The organism is Mesorhizobium sp. WSM4828 (assembly GCF_055811175.1).
Genome location: NZ_JBVVQK010000004.1, coordinates 272655 through 289259, shown reverse-complemented (window position 1 = coordinate 289259; position 16605 = coordinate 272655). Strand labels below are relative to the sequence as shown.

General features: G+C 63.1%; 17 protein-coding genes and 1 tRNA gene. 11 read left to right on the top strand and 7 right to left on the bottom strand.

All coding sequences use genetic code 11. From position 1 onward, the window contains the following. The 3 genes from AC0L2X_RS07710 to AC0L2X_RS07700 all read right to left on the bottom strand — a co-directional run. Window positions 1-213 (bottom strand): co-chaperone GroES (locus tag AC0L2X_RS07710; protein WP_473505252.1); only part of this gene is annotated, 213 nt, incomplete at its 3' end. Window positions 214-716: 503 nt separating this feature from the next. Continuing rightward, window positions 717-1973 carry an integrase gene (locus AC0L2X_RS07705; RefSeq protein ID WP_473599550.1) on the bottom strand — a complete coding sequence of 419 codons (1257 nt, stop codon included), beginning with the start codon at window positions 1971-1973 and terminating at the stop codon, window positions 717-719. Window positions 1974-2150: 177 nt separating this feature from the next. After that, window positions 2151-2240: transfer RNA gene (locus AC0L2X_RS07700), tRNA-Ser, on the bottom strand. Window positions 2241-2665: 425 nt separating this feature from the next. Between AC0L2X_RS07700 and AC0L2X_RS07695 the strand changes: the two genes are divergently transcribed. The 3 genes from AC0L2X_RS07695 (at window position 2666) to AC0L2X_RS07685 (ending at window position 4929) form a co-directional block, all read left to right on the top strand. Then, complete coding sequence (locus AC0L2X_RS07695) at window positions 2666-2989, top strand: hypothetical protein (RefSeq protein ID WP_352488674.1); 324 nt, start codon at window positions 2666-2668, stop codon at window positions 2987-2989. Between the two features lie 72 nt (window positions 2990-3061). Continuing rightward, a complete protein-coding gene (msrA, locus tag AC0L2X_RS07690; RefSeq protein WP_473599549.1) occupies window positions 3062-3724 on the top strand; it encodes a peptide-methionine (S)-S-oxide reductase MsrA in 663 nt (220 codons plus the stop codon). Window positions 3725-3939: 215 nt separating this feature from the next. Beyond that, window positions 3940-4929: a BMP family lipoprotein gene (locus tag AC0L2X_RS07685; protein WP_292657345.1), complete on the top strand. Its 990-nt coding sequence runs from the start codon at window positions 3940-3942 to the stop codon at window positions 4927-4929. Window positions 4930-4993: 64 nt separating this feature from the next. On the opposite strand, the gene AC0L2X_RS07680 is transcribed toward AC0L2X_RS07685, so the two are convergent. Continuing rightward, window positions 4994-5203 carry a SlyX family protein gene (locus AC0L2X_RS07680; protein WP_031211352.1) on the bottom strand — a complete coding sequence of 70 codons (210 nt, stop codon included), beginning with the start codon at window positions 5201-5203 and terminating at the stop codon, window positions 4994-4996. A 181-nt stretch (window positions 5204-5384) separates the two neighbouring features. Between AC0L2X_RS07680 and AC0L2X_RS07675 the strand changes: the two genes are divergently transcribed. Genes AC0L2X_RS07675 through deoA form a run of 6 tightly spaced genes read left to right on the top strand, consistent with a single transcriptional unit; the run spans window position 5385 to window position 11559 of the window. After that, on the top strand, window positions 5385-6917 hold the full coding sequence (locus AC0L2X_RS07675) for an ABC transporter ATP-binding protein (protein ID WP_473599548.1): 1533 nt from the start codon (window positions 5385-5387) through the stop codon (window positions 6915-6917). Beyond that, window positions 6914-8053: an ABC transporter permease gene (locus AC0L2X_RS07670; protein WP_473558651.1), complete on the top strand. Its 1140-nt coding sequence runs from the start codon at window positions 6914-6916 to the stop codon at window positions 8051-8053. Before AC0L2X_RS07675 ends, AC0L2X_RS07670 begins: the two co-directional genes overlap by 4 nt. 1 nt (window position 8054) lies before the next feature. Next, window positions 8055-9026 (top strand): ABC transporter permease, encoded by a 972-nt coding sequence (locus tag AC0L2X_RS07665; RefSeq protein WP_352565620.1) that lies wholly within the window; start codon window positions 8055-8057, stop codon window positions 9024-9026. 6 nt (window positions 9027-9032) lie between these two features. Then, window positions 9033-9425: a cytidine deaminase gene (cdd, locus tag AC0L2X_RS07660; RefSeq protein ID WP_352488680.1), complete on the top strand. Its 393-nt coding sequence runs from the start codon at window positions 9033-9035 to the stop codon at window positions 9423-9425. Further along, window positions 9422-10240, top strand: a complete 819-nt coding sequence (locus AC0L2X_RS07655; RefSeq protein ID WP_352488681.1) for a purine-nucleoside phosphorylase — start codon at window positions 9422-9424, stop codon at window positions 10238-10240. The genes cdd and AC0L2X_RS07655 overlap by 4 nt, the downstream gene beginning before the upstream one ends. After that, window positions 10240-11559, top strand: coding sequence for a thymidine phosphorylase (gene deoA / locus AC0L2X_RS07650; protein ID WP_352488682.1), 1320 nt, complete (start codon window positions 10240-10242; stop codon window positions 11557-11559). Before AC0L2X_RS07655 ends, deoA begins: the two co-directional genes overlap by 1 nt. Here the strand turns inward: deoA and AC0L2X_RS07645 are convergent, their stop codons facing one another. The 3 genes from AC0L2X_RS07645 to AC0L2X_RS07635 form a co-directional block, all read right to left on the bottom strand. Then, a complete protein-coding gene (locus AC0L2X_RS07645) occupies window positions 11560-12123 on the bottom strand; it encodes a TIGR02281 family clan AA aspartic protease (RefSeq protein WP_473599547.1) in 564 nt (187 codons plus the stop codon). Between the two features lie 100 nt (window positions 12124-12223). Further along, window positions 12224-12853 (bottom strand): uracil phosphoribosyltransferase, encoded by a 630-nt coding sequence (gene upp / locus AC0L2X_RS07640; RefSeq protein WP_473599546.1) that lies wholly within the window; start codon window positions 12851-12853, stop codon window positions 12224-12226. A gap of 135 nt (window positions 12854-12988) precedes the next feature. Then, window positions 12989-13963, bottom strand: a complete 975-nt coding sequence (locus AC0L2X_RS07635) for an adenosine deaminase (protein WP_352488684.1) — start codon at window positions 13961-13963, stop codon at window positions 12989-12991. A gap of 167 nt (window positions 13964-14130) precedes the next feature. Here AC0L2X_RS07635 and ubiE point away from each other — a divergent pair, with 167 nt between their 5' ends. Further along, a complete protein-coding gene (gene ubiE / locus AC0L2X_RS07630) occupies window positions 14131-14907 on the top strand; it encodes a bifunctional demethylmenaquinone methyltransferase/2-methoxy-6-polyprenyl-1,4-benzoquinol methylase UbiE (RefSeq protein ID WP_473599545.1) in 777 nt (258 codons plus the stop codon). 70 nt (window positions 14908-14977) lie between these two features. After that, complete coding sequence (gene ubiB, locus AC0L2X_RS07625) at window positions 14978-16552, top strand: 2-polyprenylphenol 6-hydroxylase (RefSeq protein ID WP_473599544.1); 1575 nt, start codon at window positions 14978-14980, stop codon at window positions 16550-16552. The last annotated feature ends 53 nt before the right edge of the window (window positions 16553-16605 follow it).

Sequence of the window (16605 nt, the reverse complement as noted above, 5' to 3'; positions counted from 1 at the left end):
GCCGAACAGGATGCGGTCGCCGGCCTTGACGTCCAGCGGGACGAGCTTGCCGGCTTCGTCGCGGGCGCCGGAACCGATGGCGATGATCTCGCCTTCCTGCGGCTTTTCCTTAGCCGTATCGGGGATGATGATCCCGCCCGCTGTCTTGGATTCGGATTCGACCCGGCGAACGACCACGCGGTCATGAAGCGGGCGGAACTTCGACTTTGCCATTTTGGATATCCCTGGTGCGGAGGTTGAAGGGTTCTCCGTTGCCGGAGCCGGTTAGCACTCGCCAGCGGAGAGTGCTAACGTGGCGGTGAGATAGGCTGTAGGTTCGTACTAGTCAAGACGGATGAGCGGACGGTCGAAGAGCCAAAAGATTTGGAATCGGCACGGAAGCCTGGCCCCCATTACGACGCATCTCAATGCCTAAGCGCGTTTCGGCCGTAAGCTCTGGGCCGACTTTTGTGTCTTATTTGAAATGTGAAATTATGTGAAATTAACGGCCGAGCAGTTGGCCGGAATCGACGGCCAGCCGAAAAGTCCTGAGCTTTTGCGATGCGATCGGCGGCGACACTCAGTGGCCCGGCAGTCTGTCGTCGCGACGGGTCTGCGGAACAATGCAAAAGTCATACAGCTTGAGCAAAGGATCGCCCGAGCCAAACGATGTTCCTTAGGGTACAATGCCCGAAAGCCTCGGCGTCCCCGCTGTCGCCGGATGCGACTTGGCGTCGCTAACGTCGTGGGGGCTTGAAAGCGATCTTTTGGAGCCACTCGCGCTTCTGCGCCAAAGATGGTCCCGCGCCGTATTTCGGCCGGATCCATTTGTGCCCCATCAGGGAAGCGGTCACCTTTTCCGGTGCCTCTACTGCCGTTAGCCGATCCTCGAAAGTGTGTCGCAGGCTATAAAGGCTATGCTCCGAGGTCGGGAGCAATTTCTTTTTGGCAAGCACTTTGTTGACCAGCGCCGAAAGCGAGGCCGCCTTGTCGCGGTAACGTGGAAAGCCGTTCGGATGGAGCTTGACCGCTTCAAGCGCGCAGCCGACCAGCGGAATGTCACGTGCTGAATGATCGGTCTTCAGGCGACGCCCGTTGGGACGTACCTGCACATGCGGAATTTCATGATCGAGGTGGATCGTTTCTGCGGTGAGATTTGCGGCTTCGGAAAGCCTCAGTCCGGTGTCCGCAATAAGATAGACAAGATGGCGTGCCTCGTCGTTGAGACCGTCCAGCGCGCCTTCGGCGAGGATCTTTCCTTGCACGAACTCTGCGGTGAAGGCTGCGCGTTGCGCCGCAGCTGCACCGGAAAGGCGCAGGTGCTGGAAAATCGGCTCCAGCTTGAGCTGGTGCGTGAGGTCGACGACGCGCAGCATCTTGGATATGTGGCCGATGTCCTTATTGGCTGTGCCGATATCGAGGCCGCCCCCGACGATCCGCTTCTGCCACCACTCGCGGAAGGCAACCGCATCGTCCCGTGTCATACGAGCGATCTCCTTATCGCCGATGACGCCAATCAAATTTGCGAGCGCGCGCTTCTTGGGATTGCGCCATTTCTTGATCTGGTTGGGAGACATGGCCAGCAGGTTTTGCTGCTCGATTGCCTCGAACTCCTTGAGGAGTCCACTGAGGCGCAGCGCCGGTCGCTGCTCTCCGCCCATCACCGCGGACACGTCCTTTGCGTCGTCAACCGCATTTCTGTCGACAAGCAGCTTGATGCGGGCCATCAGCTCGTCGAGTGCCCCCGCTGCCAGTTCCTCGTTGGTTCGATAGGTTAGTCCGAACGATCGCGCGCGCTTCCTTGCCGCCTCAAAGCGCTGAGCTGCCTCTGCGGACTGGCCGTCGCCAAGTTTTCGCCAATATGCCTCTAGCCCGGCACCGAGGCTCCGCACCGCATCACGAGCTCGTACACCGCGCGGATCGTCAGCGACAGCGAGCCCGGTGGAAATACGCACTAATCCGCGGGGATCAAATGCCGCAAATTCCTTCGGCACCCGTCTCACAAGATACCAAATGCCTTCCCGCTTATGCGGCCTTGGCGGCACAGACCTTCGCATTAGCTCTCTCTGATGTTACACAGTTTGTTACACAGTTTGAGATATGTTTCGATCCGCGGCGGTCAAGGCCTGCTGCCAAGTTTTTGAATACAAAAGATTTTTAAGGAAGCTAGCTGGCGGAGAGAGCGGGATTCGAACCCGCGTTACGGTTTCCCGTAAACACACTTTCCAGGCGTGCGCCTTCAACCACTCGGCCACCTCTCCGTCTTTAGCATTTTCGACGCGGCCGGTTTCGCCGCGCGGGTTGGGGAGATGCATCTCCTTTGGGATTCCGGACCGGAATTCCGGCCGTGGGCGCCGTCGACCAGCGGATACCCTTTCCCGCACCTGAGCCGTCAAAGCAACAGGCGCGGGGCTCATCTAGTCGATCCGGTGCCGAATGCCAAGACATAACGATAGTCTATTCGCTTTGCCGGATACGGATGCTCACCCCATGTTACCGGTGCACCGGTAGGGAGCCTATCGAAAGGGGCGGCCGAGGTGTGCTCGCCGTCCGGCGCGCCGCCGGTTCCGCCGAACCGGCGGTCGCGGGTTCAACTTCGCGTGTCGCGATTGCAGGCGAAGCAAGTAGATCCTATCTAACAGTCCGACACGACATTCTGATAATCTCCTGGGGAGGAAGGGTCTGGATGTTCCGCTTCATCTTTCGTCTCGCTGCAATGGTCGCGCTGTCGGTTTCGGTCATCATGGCCGTGCTCGATGCGACCCGCTCGGTGGCGGCTTCGGCGCTGGTGATGACCCCGCTTAATACCAGCTGGCTTGCGGTCTCGCCGGATACGCGCAGCGCCTTCGAAAGCTTCGTCCGCGACAAGGTCAATCCGCTGCTGTGGGATGGCGCCATCGCCTGGGTGCTCAGCCAGCCCGGCTTCGCCGTGTTCGCGGTGCTGGCGTTCATTCTTTACGCCATCGGCTACAGGCGGCAGCGCCCCAGCGGGCGGTTTGCCGCGACCTGAAATTCCAGCTTTCCCGGACCCTGCGTTCGTGGACCGGGAAAAGCTCAACCAAGAAGAAAAGGAAACCGCACTATGTTTCTCAGCGACATGCTGAACAAGAAGCTCAACCTGCCGAAGCCCTCCGAGGCGCTGCCCGGCCGCGACCGGCCGATCCCGACTGCATCGAAGCACTTCGTCTCGAACAGGCCGCTCAAAGGTCCCTATCCCAAAGGGCTGGAGACGGCGATGTTCGGCCTGGGCTGCTTCTGGGGCGCCGAGCGCCTGTTCTGGCAGGTCGAGGGCGTCTGGGTCACGGCGGCCGGCTATGCCGGCGGCGTGACGCCCAATCCGACCTACCAGGAAACCTGCACCGGGCTCACCGGCCATGCCGAAGTCGTGCTCGTCGTCTACGATCCGAAGATCGTGTCCTATGCCGAGCTTTTGAAGCTGTTCTGGGAAAGTCACGACCCGACGCAAGGCATGCGCCAGGGCAATGATGTCGGCACCACTTACCGCTCGGCGATCTATACGTTCAATGACGCGCAGTACCAGGCTGCGATCGCCTCGCGCGATGCTTACGAGGCCTCGCTGCGCGGTGCCGGACGCGGCAAGATCACCACCGAGATCGCACCGGCGGCGGAATTCTACTTCGCCGAGGAAGACCACCAGCAATATCTGGCGAAGAACCCTTACGGCTATTGCGGCCTGCAGGGAACCGGCGTCTCCTGCGCCATTCCGGCCGCCGTCTCCGCCTGATTTTATGCCCCTGACGCAATGAATATGCTGTGGCGCCGCGTTGCGGCGCCATGCTTTTCCAAGGGGTCAAAATTCCACGTGAATTTTGTTTCGGGCCGTGCCAGATTGACCCGAAGCGGGAGGAAGACACTCCTGCCTGACGCCGCATGCCCGCCGGAGAACCGGGCCGGCATGCGGTGCATAATGGACAAATAACCGACAGGGGTGTGGATCACATGAAACGTATCGTTCTCGGCCTTATGGCCGCAGCTGCAATGGTTCTTCCGGCCTTCGCCGCGGACATTCAACCCGCGATCCTCTACGATCTCGGCGGCAAGTTCGACAAGTCGTTCAACGAGGCGTCCTTCCACGGCGCCGAAAAGTTCAAGACCGAGACCGGCATCCCCTATGTGGAATTCGAGGTCAGCAATGCCACCCAGCGCGAGCAGGCGCTGCGCCGTTTCGCCGAGGACGGCCGCAATCCGATCGTCATGGCGGGTTTTTCCTGGGCGGACGCGCTGGACAAGATCGCCACCGAGTTCCCCGACACCAAATTCGCCATCATCGACATGGTCGTCGACAAGCCCAATGTCCGCTCCCTGGTCTATAAGGAGCAGGAAGGCTCGTACCTCGTCGGCGTGATGGCGGCGATGGCTTCCAAGACCAAGAAGGTCGGCTTCGTCGGCGGCATGGACATTCCGCTGATCCGCAGGTTTGGCTGCGGCTATGTCGGCGGCGCCAAGGCGGCCGGCGCCACCGACGTCATCCAGAACATGACCGGCGATACGCCGGCAGCCTGGAACGATCCGGCCAAGGGCGGCGAGATCGCCAAGACGCAGATCGACCAGGGCGCCGACGTGGTCTACGCAGCGGCTGGCGGCACCGGTGTCGGTGTGCTGCAGGCAGCGGCCGACGCCGGCAAGCTCGGCATCGGCGTCGATTCCAACCAGAACGGCCTGCAGCCCGGCAAGGTGCTGACCTCCATGGTCAAGCGCGTCGACGTTGCCGTCTACAACACCTTCATGGATGCCAAGGACGGCAAGTTCACGGCCGGCGTCAACGATCTCGGCCTCAAGGAAGGCGGCGTCGACTACGCCATGGACGACAACAACAAGGCGCTTGTCGACGATGCGATGAAAGCGGCGGTCGAAAAAGCCAAGGCCGACATAATCGCCGGCACCATCAAGGTGCACGACTACATGTCGGACAATGCCTGCCCGTATTGATTGATCGACATTGCAGACTGCCGAGCCGCCGGGTGAAAGCCCGGCGGTTTTACATTTCAGCCGCTCACCAGTGCGGCGGCTTGGTTACCGGCACGTCGGGTGCGGCCTGTTCCTCCAGCGCCAGGAAGCGCTCGGCCAGCGCGTCGAGCTTGCGCTGCATGCGCTCGATCACCTTCCACTGCTCGGCGATCTGGCCGGACAGTTCCTCGATGGTCTTCTCCTGCTCGGCGGCGCGGATTTCCAGCGTAGTCAGCCGGTCCTCGGGCATGGTCATTTGAAATCCTCGATCAGACGATTGTGCAGGCTGCGGCCACGTTGGAAATTGACAAGCATGGCGGGATTTGTCGAGAGTGAACCCTGCTCCGGCCAATTGGCACAGACCCAATTGGCACAGACTGGGCGTCATGCTAGGCGTTTGACCAAGCGGTAAAAAAATAACAGTGGGAACAGGCTGCATGGCGCAAGCCGCAATCGAGCTGATCGGCATCGACAAGAGCTTCGGCGCCGTGCGCGCCAACCGCGACATCAATCTGGAGATTATGCGCGGCACCATCCATGGCATCGTCGGCGAAAACGGCGCTGGCAAGTCGACGCTGATGTCGATCCTCTATGGTTTCTACCAGGCCGATTCCGGCGAAATCCGTGTCGGCGGCCAGCCGGCATCGATCAAGACGCCGAACGATGCGATCGCGCTCGGCATCGGCATGGTGCATCAGCACTTCATGCTGGTCGACAATTTCTCGGTGCTGGAAAACGTCATTCTCGGCGCCGAAAGCGATGCGCTGCTGAAGAAGAGCATCGCCAAGGCGCGTTCCGAGCTGGAGCGGCTCGAGCGCGAATACGGGCTCGAAGTCGATCCGGACGCGATCATCGAGGAGTTGCCGGTCGGCCTGCAGCAACGCGTCGAAATCCTCAAGGCCCTCTATCGCGGCGCCGAGATCCTGATCCTCGACGAACCGACAGGCGTGCTGACGCCGGCCGAGGCCGACCATCTGTTCCGCATCCTCAGGCAGTTGAAGGAGCAGGGCAAGACGGTCGTGCTGATCACCCATAAGCTGCGCGAGATCATGGCGATCACCGACACGGTCTCGGTGATGCGCCAAGGCACGATGGTGGCGACACGCGAAACCAGGAAGACCACAGTCGAGGAGCTGGCCGAACTGATGGTCGGCCGGCGTGTGCTGCTGCGCGTCGAGAAGGGCGAGGCGAAGGCCGGCGGCGTCAAGCTCGCGGTCAAGAACCTGACGGTGAAGGATTCCCGCGGCGTCACAATGGTCGACGACGTCTCCTTCGACGTCCATGCCGGCGAGATCGTCGGCATTGCCGGCGTCGCCGGCAACGGGCAATCCGAACTGCTCGAGGCGATTTCCGGCATCAGGCACGCCGTGTCGGGCTCGGTCATGCTGGACGGCAAGCCGATCGACCTCACCGGCGCCGCCGATCCCGGTGAGTTGCGCGAGCGCGGCCTCGCCCATGTGCCGGAGGACCGCCATCACGTCGGCCTGGTGCTGGCCTTCGAGGAGAACGAGAATTCGATCCTCGGCTACCAGGACGACGAGCGCTATCTGAAGGGGCTGTTCCTCGACATCGACGCCATCCGTAACGATGCCAGGGACAAGATCGTCAAATACGACATCCGCCCAGCCGACTGCCGCCTCAAGACCGCCAATTTCTCCGGCGGCAACCAGCAGAAGATCGTGCTGGCGCGGGAAATGGAACAGGATCCCGGCGTGTTGATCGTCGGTCAGCCGACGCGCGGCGTCGATGTCGGCGCCATCGAATTCATCCACAAGCGCCTCATCGCCATGCGCGACCATGGCAAGGCGGTGCTGGTGGTTTCGGTCGAGCTCGACGAGATCCGCTCGCTTTCCGACCGCATTCTAGTGATGTTTGCCGGCCGCATCGTCGGCGAGCGCGGCCCCGACGCAACCGAGGGCGAGCTCGGCCTGCTGATGGCCGGCGTCGAGCACCGGGAGGCCGCCGAGTGAGCACTCCCTATGCCAAGCTGCCGGCCTGGGCCGATTACGTGCTGATCCCACTGATCAATCTGTTCGTCGCCTTCGTCGTTGCCGGCTTCGTCGTCATATTGGTCGGCGAGAACCCGCTGCGCGCAGCGGTCGTCCTGGTCGAGGGTGCATTCGGTCGCGGCCAAGGCATCGCGTTCACGCTTTTCTATGCCACCACCTTCATCTTCAGCGGGCTTTCGGTGGCGGTTGCGGCGCATTGCGGCCTGTTCAACATCGGTGGCGAGGGCCAGGGCTATATCGCCGGTCTCGGCATCGGCATCGTTTGCCTGGCCTTCGACAGCGTGCTGCCCTGGTGGCTGACCTTCCCGATTGCCATTATCGCCGCCGCGGCAATGGGCGCGCTGTGGGCGCTGATCCCGGCCTATCTGCAGGCCAAGCGCGGCTCGCACATCGTCATCACTACCATCATGTTCAATTTCATCGCCGCCAGCGTCATGGTCTATGCGCTGGTGGGCATGCTGAAGCCGCCCGGCTCGATGGCGCCGCAGACGCGCACCTTCCTCGAAGGCGCACAATTGCCGAAGCTCAACTGGGTCATCGAATTGTTCGGCGCCAAGATCCGCTCGGCGCCGTTCAACGTCAGCTCGCTGCTGGCATTGGCAATGGCCTTTTTGGTGTGGGCCCTGATCTGGCGCACCAAGCTCGGCTACGAGATGCGCACCTATGGCCACAGCCCGAAAGCGGCGCGCTATGCCGGCATTTCGGAGATACGCATCATCATCATCGCGATGATGATCTCGGGCGCACTGGCCGGCATGATGGCGCTCAACCCGACGATGGGCGACCAGCACAATGTCGCGCTCGAATTCGTTTCGGGCGCCGGTTTCGTCGGCATCGCGGTGGCGCTGATGGGCCGCCTGCACCCGGTCGGCATCGTGCTGGCGGCGATCCTGTTCGGCATGCTCTACCAGGGCGGCGCCGAGCTCGCCTTCGAGATGCCGGCGATCAGCCGCGACATGATCGTCATCATCCAGGGCCTCGTCATCCTGTTCGCCGGCGCGCTCGAGCATATGTTCCGGCCCTACGTCCAGGCGCTGTTCGCCTCGCTCAGCCCGAGATCGGTCGGCATGGAAGCGGTCAAGGGGAAGGGCGCCTGAGATGGATTTCTTCAACGCCATCGTGCAGGTCCTGGACTCGACCATCCGCCTGTCGGTCCCCTTGCTGCTCGCCTGCCTCGCCGGCCTCTATTCGGAGCGGGCCGGCGTCTTCGACATCGGGCTCGAGGGCAAGATGCTGGTCGGCGCCTTCGCCGGTGCGGCCGCCGCCTCGGTCTTCCACTCGGCTTATCTCGGCCTCGGCATGGCCATCCTCATCTCGGTTGCCTTCGCGCTGATCCACGGCTTTGCCTCGATCACCCATCGCGGCAACCAGATCGTCTCTGGTGTCGCGATCAATTTCATTGCCGCCGGATCGACGATCATGCTCGGCCAGGCCTGGTTCCAGCAAGGCGGGCGCACGCCGGCGCTGGCCGCCGGCGAGCGCTTCGAGGCGATCATCTGGCCGGGCGCGGAAGCGCTCAGGAGCGTGCCGATCCTCGGGCCGATCTATTCGGAACTCGTCTCCGGCCACTCCGTGCTGGTCTATCTCGCCTTCCTGGCCGTGCCGTTCACCTGGTGGGTGCTGTTTCGCACCCGCTTCGGCTTGCGCCTGCGCGCCGTCGGCGAGAACCCGGCCGCGGTCGATACCGCCGGCATATCCGTCGCCTGGCTGCGCTACCGGGCGCTGATCTGCACCGGCGTGCTCACCGGCATTGCAGGTGCCTATCTGTCGATGGTGCAGAATGGCGGCTTCGTGAAGGACATGACCGCCGGCAAGGGCTATATCGCGCTGGCCGCGCTGATCTTCGCCAAATGGAAACCGGTCAACGCCATGTTCGCCTGCCTGCTGTTCGGCTTCCTCGACGCGGCGTCGATCCGCCTGCAAGGCACGCCTCTGCCGCTGATCGGCAAGGTGCCGGTGCAATTCATGCAGGCGCTGCCCTATGTGCTGACCGTCATCCTGCTTGCAGGCTTCATCGGCAAGGCAATCCCGCCGCGCGCCGGCGGCGTGCCTTATGTCAAGGAACGCTGATTTATCATGGCTCATGATCTGTTCGAAGCGGCGAAAGCCGCCATGGCCAAGGCCTATGCGCCCTATTCGAAATTTCCGGTCGGCGCGGCGTTGCGTACCGAGGACGGCCGCGTCTTCACCGGCGCCAATGTCGAGATCGCGTCCTATCCGGAGGGCTGGTGCGCCGAAACCACCGCACTTGCCAACTACATCATGGGCGGCGGCGGCAAGATCACGGAAATCGCCGTGATCGCCGAACGCGTGGCAAAATGCTCGCCCTGCGGCGGTTGCCGGCAGCGGCTGGCCGAATTCTGCCGGCCGGAAACGAAGTTCTATCTCTGCGATGATAGCGGCGTGGTCGAGACCGTGACCATGGGCGAGTTGTTGCCATACGGGTTTGAAGGCGATGTGCTGAAATGAAGGAAGCGCTCGATCACCTCGTCGAAAGGCTGGACGGGCTGGCGCCGACCACCGCCTTGGTGCTGGGGTCAGGGCTTGGCGGGCTTGTCGACCAGGTCGAGGATGCGGTGCGCATCTCCTACGCCGACCTGCCGGGGTTTCCCCGAAGCGGCGTCAGCGGCCATGCCGGCGAGGTGGTAGCGGGGCTTTTTGCCGGCACACCGGTGCTGATGCTGTCCGGCCGCGCACACTATTACGAGCACGGCAACGCAGCGGCGATGCGGCCGGCACTCGAGGTGCTCGCCGGTCTCGGCATCTCCAGGCTGATCCTCACCAACGCCGCCGGTTCGGTCGATCCCGGGATGGGCCCGGGCTCGGTGATGCTGATCACCGACCACATCAATTTCTCGGGCTCCAACCCGCTGATCGGCGAGCCGAGCGACCGCCGTTTCGTCGGCCTGACCGAAGCCTATGACGCCGGTCTCCGCTCCGCCATCGAGCAGGCGGCGAAGGCCACCGGTACAACGCTGCACAAGGGCGTCTATATGTGGTTCTCCGGCCCATGCTTCGAGACGCCGGCCGAGATCCGCATGGCGCGCGTCATGGGCGCCAACGCGGTCGGCATGTCGACGGTGCCGGAGGTCATTCTCGCCCGCTTCCTCGGCCTGCGCGTCGCCGCCTGTTCTGTCGTGACCAACCTTGCCGCCGGCATGACCGGAGCCGAGCTGTCGCACCAGGAGACCAAGGACATGGCGCCGGTCGGCGGCGCGCGGCTGGCGACCATTCTGCAGCGCGTTTTTCAGGACGGGCTCCCGGAGCACAGGATCGAAGCCTGATGCTTCCCCAGGAAATCATCCGCCGCAAGCGCGATGGCCAGAAGCTCTCGGCTGAGGAGACAGCGTTCTTCATCGACGGCCTGACCGCCGGCACCGTCACCGACGCGCAGGTCGGCGCTTTCGCTATGGCGGTATTCTTCAACGGCATGAGCCGCGACGAGGCGGTGGCGCTGACAATGGCGATGCGCGATTCCGGCGATGTGCTCGACTGGTCGGATCTGCCCGGCCCGGTCACGGACAAGCATTCGACGGGCGGCGTCGGCGACAATGTCTCCTTGATGCTGGCGCCGATCGTCGCTGCCTGCGGCGCCTATGTGCCGATGATTTCCGGCAGGGGTCTGGGCCATACCGGCGGCACGCTGGACAAGATGGATGCGATCCCCGGTTATATCAGCCAGCCGGATGTTGCGCGCTTCCGCAAGACCGTGCTCGAAACCGGCTGCGCCATCATCGGCCAGACCGCCGATCTGGCACCCGCCGACGCCAGGCTCTACGCCATCCGCGATGTGACGGGAACGGTCGAATCAGTGCCCCTGATCACCGCCTCGATCCTGTCGAAGAAGCTGGCCGCCGGCCTCAATTCGCTGGTACTCGACGTCAAGGTCGGCAATGGCGCGTTCATGGAGAAATCGCGCGACGCAACGACCCTCGCCAACAGCCTGGTCGAGGTCGCCAATGGCGCCGGCCTGAAGGCCTCGGCGCTGGTCACCGGCATGAACGAGCCACTGGCATCCGCCGCCGGCAATGCGGTCGAGGTGCGCAACGCCGTCGACTTTCTCACCGGCCGCTTTCGCGACCGGCGGCTCGAGGACGTGACGCTGGCGCTGGCCGCCGAGATGCTGCAATCGGCAGGCCTGGTGTCGTCCAACCAGGACGGCTTGCGCCGCGCGGCCGAGACGCTGGCCGGCGGCCGCGCCGCTGCCATCTTCGGGCGCATGGTGGCGGCACTTGGCGGTCCGGCCGACTTTGTCGACAATCCCGAAAAATATCTGCCGAAGGCGGCAACGGAATTCGCCGTCAAGGCGAGCGCGAACGGCTTTGTCACCGGTATCGCGACCCGCGAGATCGGGCTTGCCGTGGTCGGGCTTGGCGGCGGGCGGACGCGGCCCGACGACAGGATCGATCACGCCGTCGGCATCACCAGGCTGTTGCCGGTCGGCGCCGAAGTGCGGGCCGGCGAAGCGCTGGCGCTGGTCCATGCCCGCAATACTGGGGATGCCGAAGCGGCCGCGGCCGCCGTGCTTTCGGCCTATACGATCGGCACTTCCAAGCCGGCCACCGAGAAAACCGTCATCCGGCGGATCCTGCCGCGCGGGTGATCACTGAATCAGCAGCAACGTGCCGTCTTCGACCTGGTATTTTTCGAGCCGCTGCAGAAAGCTCATGCCGATCAGATTGGTGTGCAGCGCCCTGTCGTCGAGCACGACGGCCTCGACGCCCTCGACGGTGATCTTGCCGATCTGCAGGCGGTCGATCGTCACCACGGCGGCCTTTATCGCACCGTTGGCGGTATTGACCTGATGGCTGAAGTCCGTCGAATTGAGCGAGATGCCGATCCGGCGCGCAGTCGAGGTGTTGATGGCGACGAGCGTCGCGCCGGTATCGATCATGCCGTCGATCTGGCGGCCGTTCAACTTGAAGACGGACATGAAATGCCCGCGCGCGTCCGCGGTGACGACGACCTTGCGGCCGAGCGGCTGCGGCGTTGCCGGCCTGTCCGGAACGGCGGCGAGATTCAAGTCGGCTTGGGTGTCGTCGGCCGGCCTGGCTCCGATGGCTGATTTCAACAGCCGTTCGATTACCTGTGAATTGGACTGATACACGATCGGCAGCGATGCCGACGTTCCGGCAAACACGCCAAGGATGAGAAGCTTGCGCAGCATGGACCGGCCTTTGTGGTTGCCGATCCTTAGTCCGACATGGTGTTTGCCGCTTTAACGAATGCGGAAACCAGCCGTTTGCGTAAACAATCGGTAAACGGATCTATTTGGTGCCGTACATGCGGTCGCCGGCATCGCCGAGACCCGGCATGATGTAGCCCTTCTCATTGAGTTGGCGGTCGATGGAAGCGGTGAAGACCGGAACATCGGGATGCGCCTGTGTGAACCGCTCGAGGCCCTCTGGTGCCGCCAACAGGCAGAGAAAGCGGATGTTGGTGGCACCGCGGCCCTTCAGCTTGTCGATCGCGGCGATCGCCGAATTGGCGGTCGCCAGCATCGGGTCGACGACGATCACCAGCCGGTCGGCGAGGTCGCCCGGCGCCTTGAAGAAATACTCGACCGCTTCCAGCGTGTCGTGGTCACGGTAGAGGCCGATATGGGCGACACGCGCCGCCGGCACCAGATCGAGCAGGCCTTCGAGCAAGCCGTTGCCGGCGCGCAGCACCGAGGCGAAGACCAGTTTCTTGCCCTCCAGCGTCGGCGCCTCCATCGTCTCGATTGGCGTCTCGATCGTCGTTGTGGTCAGTTCGAGGTTGCGGGTGACCTCGTAGCCGAGCAGCAGCGAGATCTCGCGCAGCAGCCGCCGGAAGCCGGCCGTCGAGGTTTCCTTCTTGCGCATGATGGTCAGCTTGTGCTGGACAAGCGGATGGTCGACGACGGTGACGCCCTTCATGGTGTTCTCCAACTGCGCAGGTGAATAGTGAATGGTGAATGGTGAATAGTGAATAGTGAACTGGTTTGCGAGTCCTTGGTTGCGCTGAAAAAACTCGCGGTTGACGAACCGAAGCGCGGGCGATCCATTCACCATTCACCTGCCCTTGGCGCCGAGCCTCGCCAGCAGCGCCGCCCTGGTCTTCCTGTCGACGAAAGCTGCCTCGATGGCCGTCCTGGTGACGGCGGTGAGCGCCTTGTCGTCCATGGCAAAATGCTCGGCGGCGATGTCGTATTCGCGTTTCAGCGAGGTCCAGAAATAGGGTGGGTCGTCGGAGTTGAGCGTCACCTTGCAGCCGGCCGCCCGCAACGCAGGGAAGGGATGGTCGGCGAAGCTGTCGAAGACTTTCAGGGCGATGTTGGAGCCGGGGCAGCATTCGAGCACGACGCCTTCGTCGGCAATGCGCCGCACGAGATCGGGGTTCTCGATGGCGCGCACGCCGTGGCCGATGCGAGACGGGCGGATGAGGTCGAGTGCCGCTTCGACGCTCTCCCAGCCCATCAATTCGCCGGCATGGACGGTGATGCCGAGGCCCGCCTCGCGGGCGATCTCGAAGGCCCTGACATAATCTTCCAGATCGCCTATCCGCTCGTCGCCGGCGACGCCGAAGCCAGTGACCAGCGGATGCCCGCTGCGGGCGGCGAAACGAGCCGCCCGCTCGATCGATTCGACGCCGAAATTGCGCACGCCGGTGACGATCATACGGCCTTCGATGCCGGTCTTCGCCTTGGCGCGTGCCATGCCTTCGCCGAGCGCGTCGGTATAAGCCTTCGGCGACAGCCCGGCCTTGCTGGCATGATCGGGCGAGGTGAAAACCTCGGAATAGATGGCGCCGTCGCGGGCAAGGCTGGTCAGGTAATGATCGGCCAGCCGCGCATAGTCTTCTTCGGTGCGGAACAGGTCGGAGGAGAAGTCGTAGGCGGCGAGGAAAGAGGTGAAATCGTGCCAGACGAAGGAGCCGTCCTGGATGTAGGGCGAGGCATCCTTGCCGTATTTCTCAGCCTGGCGGAGGACGAGTTCAGGCGCCGCTGCCCCTTCGATGTGGCAGTGCAGTTCTGCTTTCAAAGGCATTCGATTATCCCGTCAGGCTTTTTCTTATGACGCAAGTTCCTGTCGGAAAACGGTGTGACACTTTTCCGGAACCTGCTTCGAAGCGCGGCCGAACACCGCGCCTTAAACAATAGCGCCCGCACCAGTGATCGGCTATGGTCCCGCCGATTTTATGGCGGATCAAAACGATGTCGGTTGAAAGAACCACTGCTGCGGGCGGCATGGAAACCTCCTATGGTTTCAAGCGGGTAGGGCCAGGCGACAAGCAGTCCCTGGTCAATGATGTTTTCCACAAGGTGGCGAACCGCTACGACCTGATGAACGACCTGATGTCGGCCGGGCTGCATCGGTTGTGGAAGGACGCCATGGTCGCCTGGCTCAATCCTCCGAAGCGGCCGGGCTGGAGCGTTCTCGACGTTGCAGGCGGCACCGGCGATGTCGCCTTCCGCATCGTCGAGGCGAGCGGCAGGCACGCTCATGCAACGGTTCTCGATATCAATGGCTCGATGCTCGCCGTCGGCCGCGACCGGGCCGAGAAAAAGGGCCTGTCGGCAAATACCGATTTCGTCGAAGCCAATGCCGAGGAACTGCCTTTTGCCGACGCTACTTTCGATGCCTACACCATCGCTTTCGGCATCCGCAACGTGCCGCGCATCGATGTGGCGCTTGCCGAAGCGTATCGCGTGCTGAAGCCTAGCGGGCGTTTTCTCTGCCTTGAATTTTCCGAGGTCGAGATGCCGCTGCTCGACAACGTCTATGAAGCATGGTCGTTCAACGCCATCCCGCGGATCGGCAAGGTGGTGACCGGCGATGGCGAGCCCTATTCCTACCTGGTCGAATCGATCCGCAAATTTCCCAATCAGCAGAATTTCGCGGCGATGATCTCGCGCGCGGGTTTTGACCGCGCCTCATTCCGCAATTATTCCGGCGGCATCGCCGCGCTTCATTCGGGCTGGAAGCTTTGAGGCTGGCCCGCATTTTCATAGCCCGACGTGCCTTTCGCCAGTTCAGGAAACCGGCAGGGCAAACCCAGCCATGAGCAGCATCGGCGCTGGTTTCAGGCTCGTGCGGGCCGGCTGGGTGCTTGTGCGCGAGGGCGTCATCGCGGCTTTGCCCGGTGACGAGCTCTTCGGCTTGCCGAAATTCGGCTGGCGCATGGCCCGTCTATTCACCCGCCGTCGCGCGCTTGCCTATGAGCGCGGCGACAGGCTGGCCAAGGCGGTCGTGCGGCTCGGCCCGTCCTATGTCAAGCTCGGCCAGTTCCTGGCGACACGGCCGGACGTCGTCGGCAACGATATCGCGCTTGATCTCGCCATGCTGCAGGACAAGATGCAGACCTTTCCCAAGGCCGAGGCCGTCGCGGCGATAGAAGCCTCGCTCGGCCGCAAGGTCGGCGAGCTCTACGTCAGTTTCGGCGAGGCGGTCGCCGCCGCCTCGATCGCCCAGGTCCATACCGCCGAAACCCTGCACGACGGCGTCGTTAGCCGAGTGGCGGTGAAGGTCATCCGGCCGGGCGTACGCCGCCGCTTCTTTCGCGATCTTGAGAGCTATTTCCTCGCCGCCCGGCTGCAGGAAAAGTACATTCCGTCATCGCGCCGGCTGCGGCCGGTCGAGGTGACCGAGACGCTGGCCCAGACGACCAAGATCGAAATGGATTTGAGGTTGGAAGCGGCGGCTTTTTCGGAGCTCGGCGAGAATACCAAGGACGATCCTGGCTTTCGCGTGCCGTCGGTCGACTGGGAGCGCACCGGCCGTGACGTGCTGACCATGGAATGGGTCGATGGCATCAAGCTGAACGATATTGCCGGCCTCGCTGCCGCCGGCCACGATCTGAAGGCAATTGCCGCCAACCTCGTCCAGTCGTTTCTGCGCCATACGCTGCGTGACGGTTTCTTCCATGCCGACATGCATCCGGGCAACCTGTTCGTCGAGGCCGACGGCACCATCGTCGCCGTCGATCTCGGCATTGCCGGCCGGCTCGGCAAAAAGGAGCGCCGCTTCCTCGCCGAAATCCTCTACGGCTTCATCACGCGCGATTACCAGCGCGTCGCCGAGGTGCATTTCGAGGCCGGCTACGTGCCGCGCCAGCACAATGTCGCAGCCTTCGCCCAGGCGATCCGGGCGATCGGCGAACCGATCCACGGCCAGCCGGCCGAGACCATCTCGATGGCCAAGCTGCTGACGCTGCTGTTCGAGGTGACCGACCTCTTCGACATGGCGACGCGATCCGAGCTGGTGCTGCTGCAGAAGACCATGGTCGTTGTCGAGGGCGTCGCCCGCACCCTCGACCCGGCCTTCAACATGTGGAAGACGTCGGAACCTGTGGTCAGCGGCTGGATTGCCCGCAATCTCGGTCCGCGCGCTTTGCTGGCCGATGCGCGCGACGGCGCCAACGCGCTGCTGGCGCTGGCCCGCCAGGCGCCGGACCTCGCCGCCCGCACCGAGCGGCTGTCGCGTGAGATCGACCTGATGGCCGAACACGGCCTGCGCTTCGACGAAAGGACCGCGCACGCGATCGGCAAGGCCGAGGCGCGCTACACCCGCTCCGGCCGGCTGGCGCTGTGGGTGATCGCGCTGAGCCTGCTGTACATCGCTTGGAAGCTGCTCTAACGCCTTGTTGTCAATTGATTGCATTGCTATCATTGCCTTCGGCGATTTTGGAT

What these genes read in the sequence shown, in the direction of transcription:
- AC0L2X_RS07635 (WP_352488684.1), bottom strand. Translation starts at nt 13,963, where the DNA reads ATGCCTTTGAAAGCAGAACTGCACTGCCACATCGAAGGGGCAGCGGCG.
- AC0L2X_RS07655 (WP_352488681.1), top strand. Translation starts at nt 9,422, where the DNA reads ATGAAGGAAGCGCTCGATCACCTCGTCGAAAGGCTGGACGGGCTGGCG.
- msrA (WP_473599549.1), top strand. Translation starts at nt 3,062, where the DNA reads ATGTTTCTCAGCGACATGCTGAACAAGAAGCTCAACCTGCCGAAGCCC.
- AC0L2X_RS07680 (WP_031211352.1), bottom strand. Translation starts at nt 5,203, where the DNA reads ATGACCATGCCCGAGGACCGGCTGACTACGCTGGAAATCCGCGCCGCC.
- AC0L2X_RS07685 (WP_292657345.1), top strand. Translation starts at nt 3,940, where the DNA reads ATGAAACGTATCGTTCTCGGCCTTATGGCCGCAGCTGCAATGGTTCTT.
- ubiE (WP_473599545.1), top strand. Translation starts at nt 14,131, where the DNA reads ATGTCGGTTGAAAGAACCACTGCTGCGGGCGGCATGGAAACCTCCTAT.
- ubiB (WP_473599544.1), top strand. Translation starts at nt 14,978, where the DNA reads ATGAGCAGCATCGGCGCTGGTTTCAGGCTCGTGCGGGCCGGCTGGGTG.
- cdd (WP_352488680.1), top strand. Translation starts at nt 9,033, where the DNA reads ATGGCTCATGATCTGTTCGAAGCGGCGAAAGCCGCCATGGCCAAGGCC.
- AC0L2X_RS07695 (WP_352488674.1), top strand. Translation starts at nt 2,666, where the DNA reads ATGTTCCGCTTCATCTTTCGTCTCGCTGCAATGGTCGCGCTGTCGGTT.
- upp (WP_473599546.1), bottom strand. Translation starts at nt 12,853, where the DNA reads ATGAAGGGCGTCACCGTCGTCGACCATCCGCTTGTCCAGCACAAGCTG.
- AC0L2X_RS07645 (WP_473599547.1), bottom strand. Translation starts at nt 12,123, where the DNA reads ATGCTGCGCAAGCTTCTCATCCTTGGCGTGTTTGCCGGAACGTCGGCA.
- AC0L2X_RS07675 (WP_473599548.1), top strand. Translation starts at nt 5,385, where the DNA reads ATGGCGCAAGCCGCAATCGAGCTGATCGGCATCGACAAGAGCTTCGGC.
- AC0L2X_RS07665 (WP_352565620.1), top strand. Translation starts at nt 8,055, where the DNA reads ATGGATTTCTTCAACGCCATCGTGCAGGTCCTGGACTCGACCATCCGC.
- deoA (WP_352488682.1), top strand. Translation starts at nt 10,240, where the DNA reads ATGCTTCCCCAGGAAATCATCCGCCGCAAGCGCGATGGCCAGAAGCTC.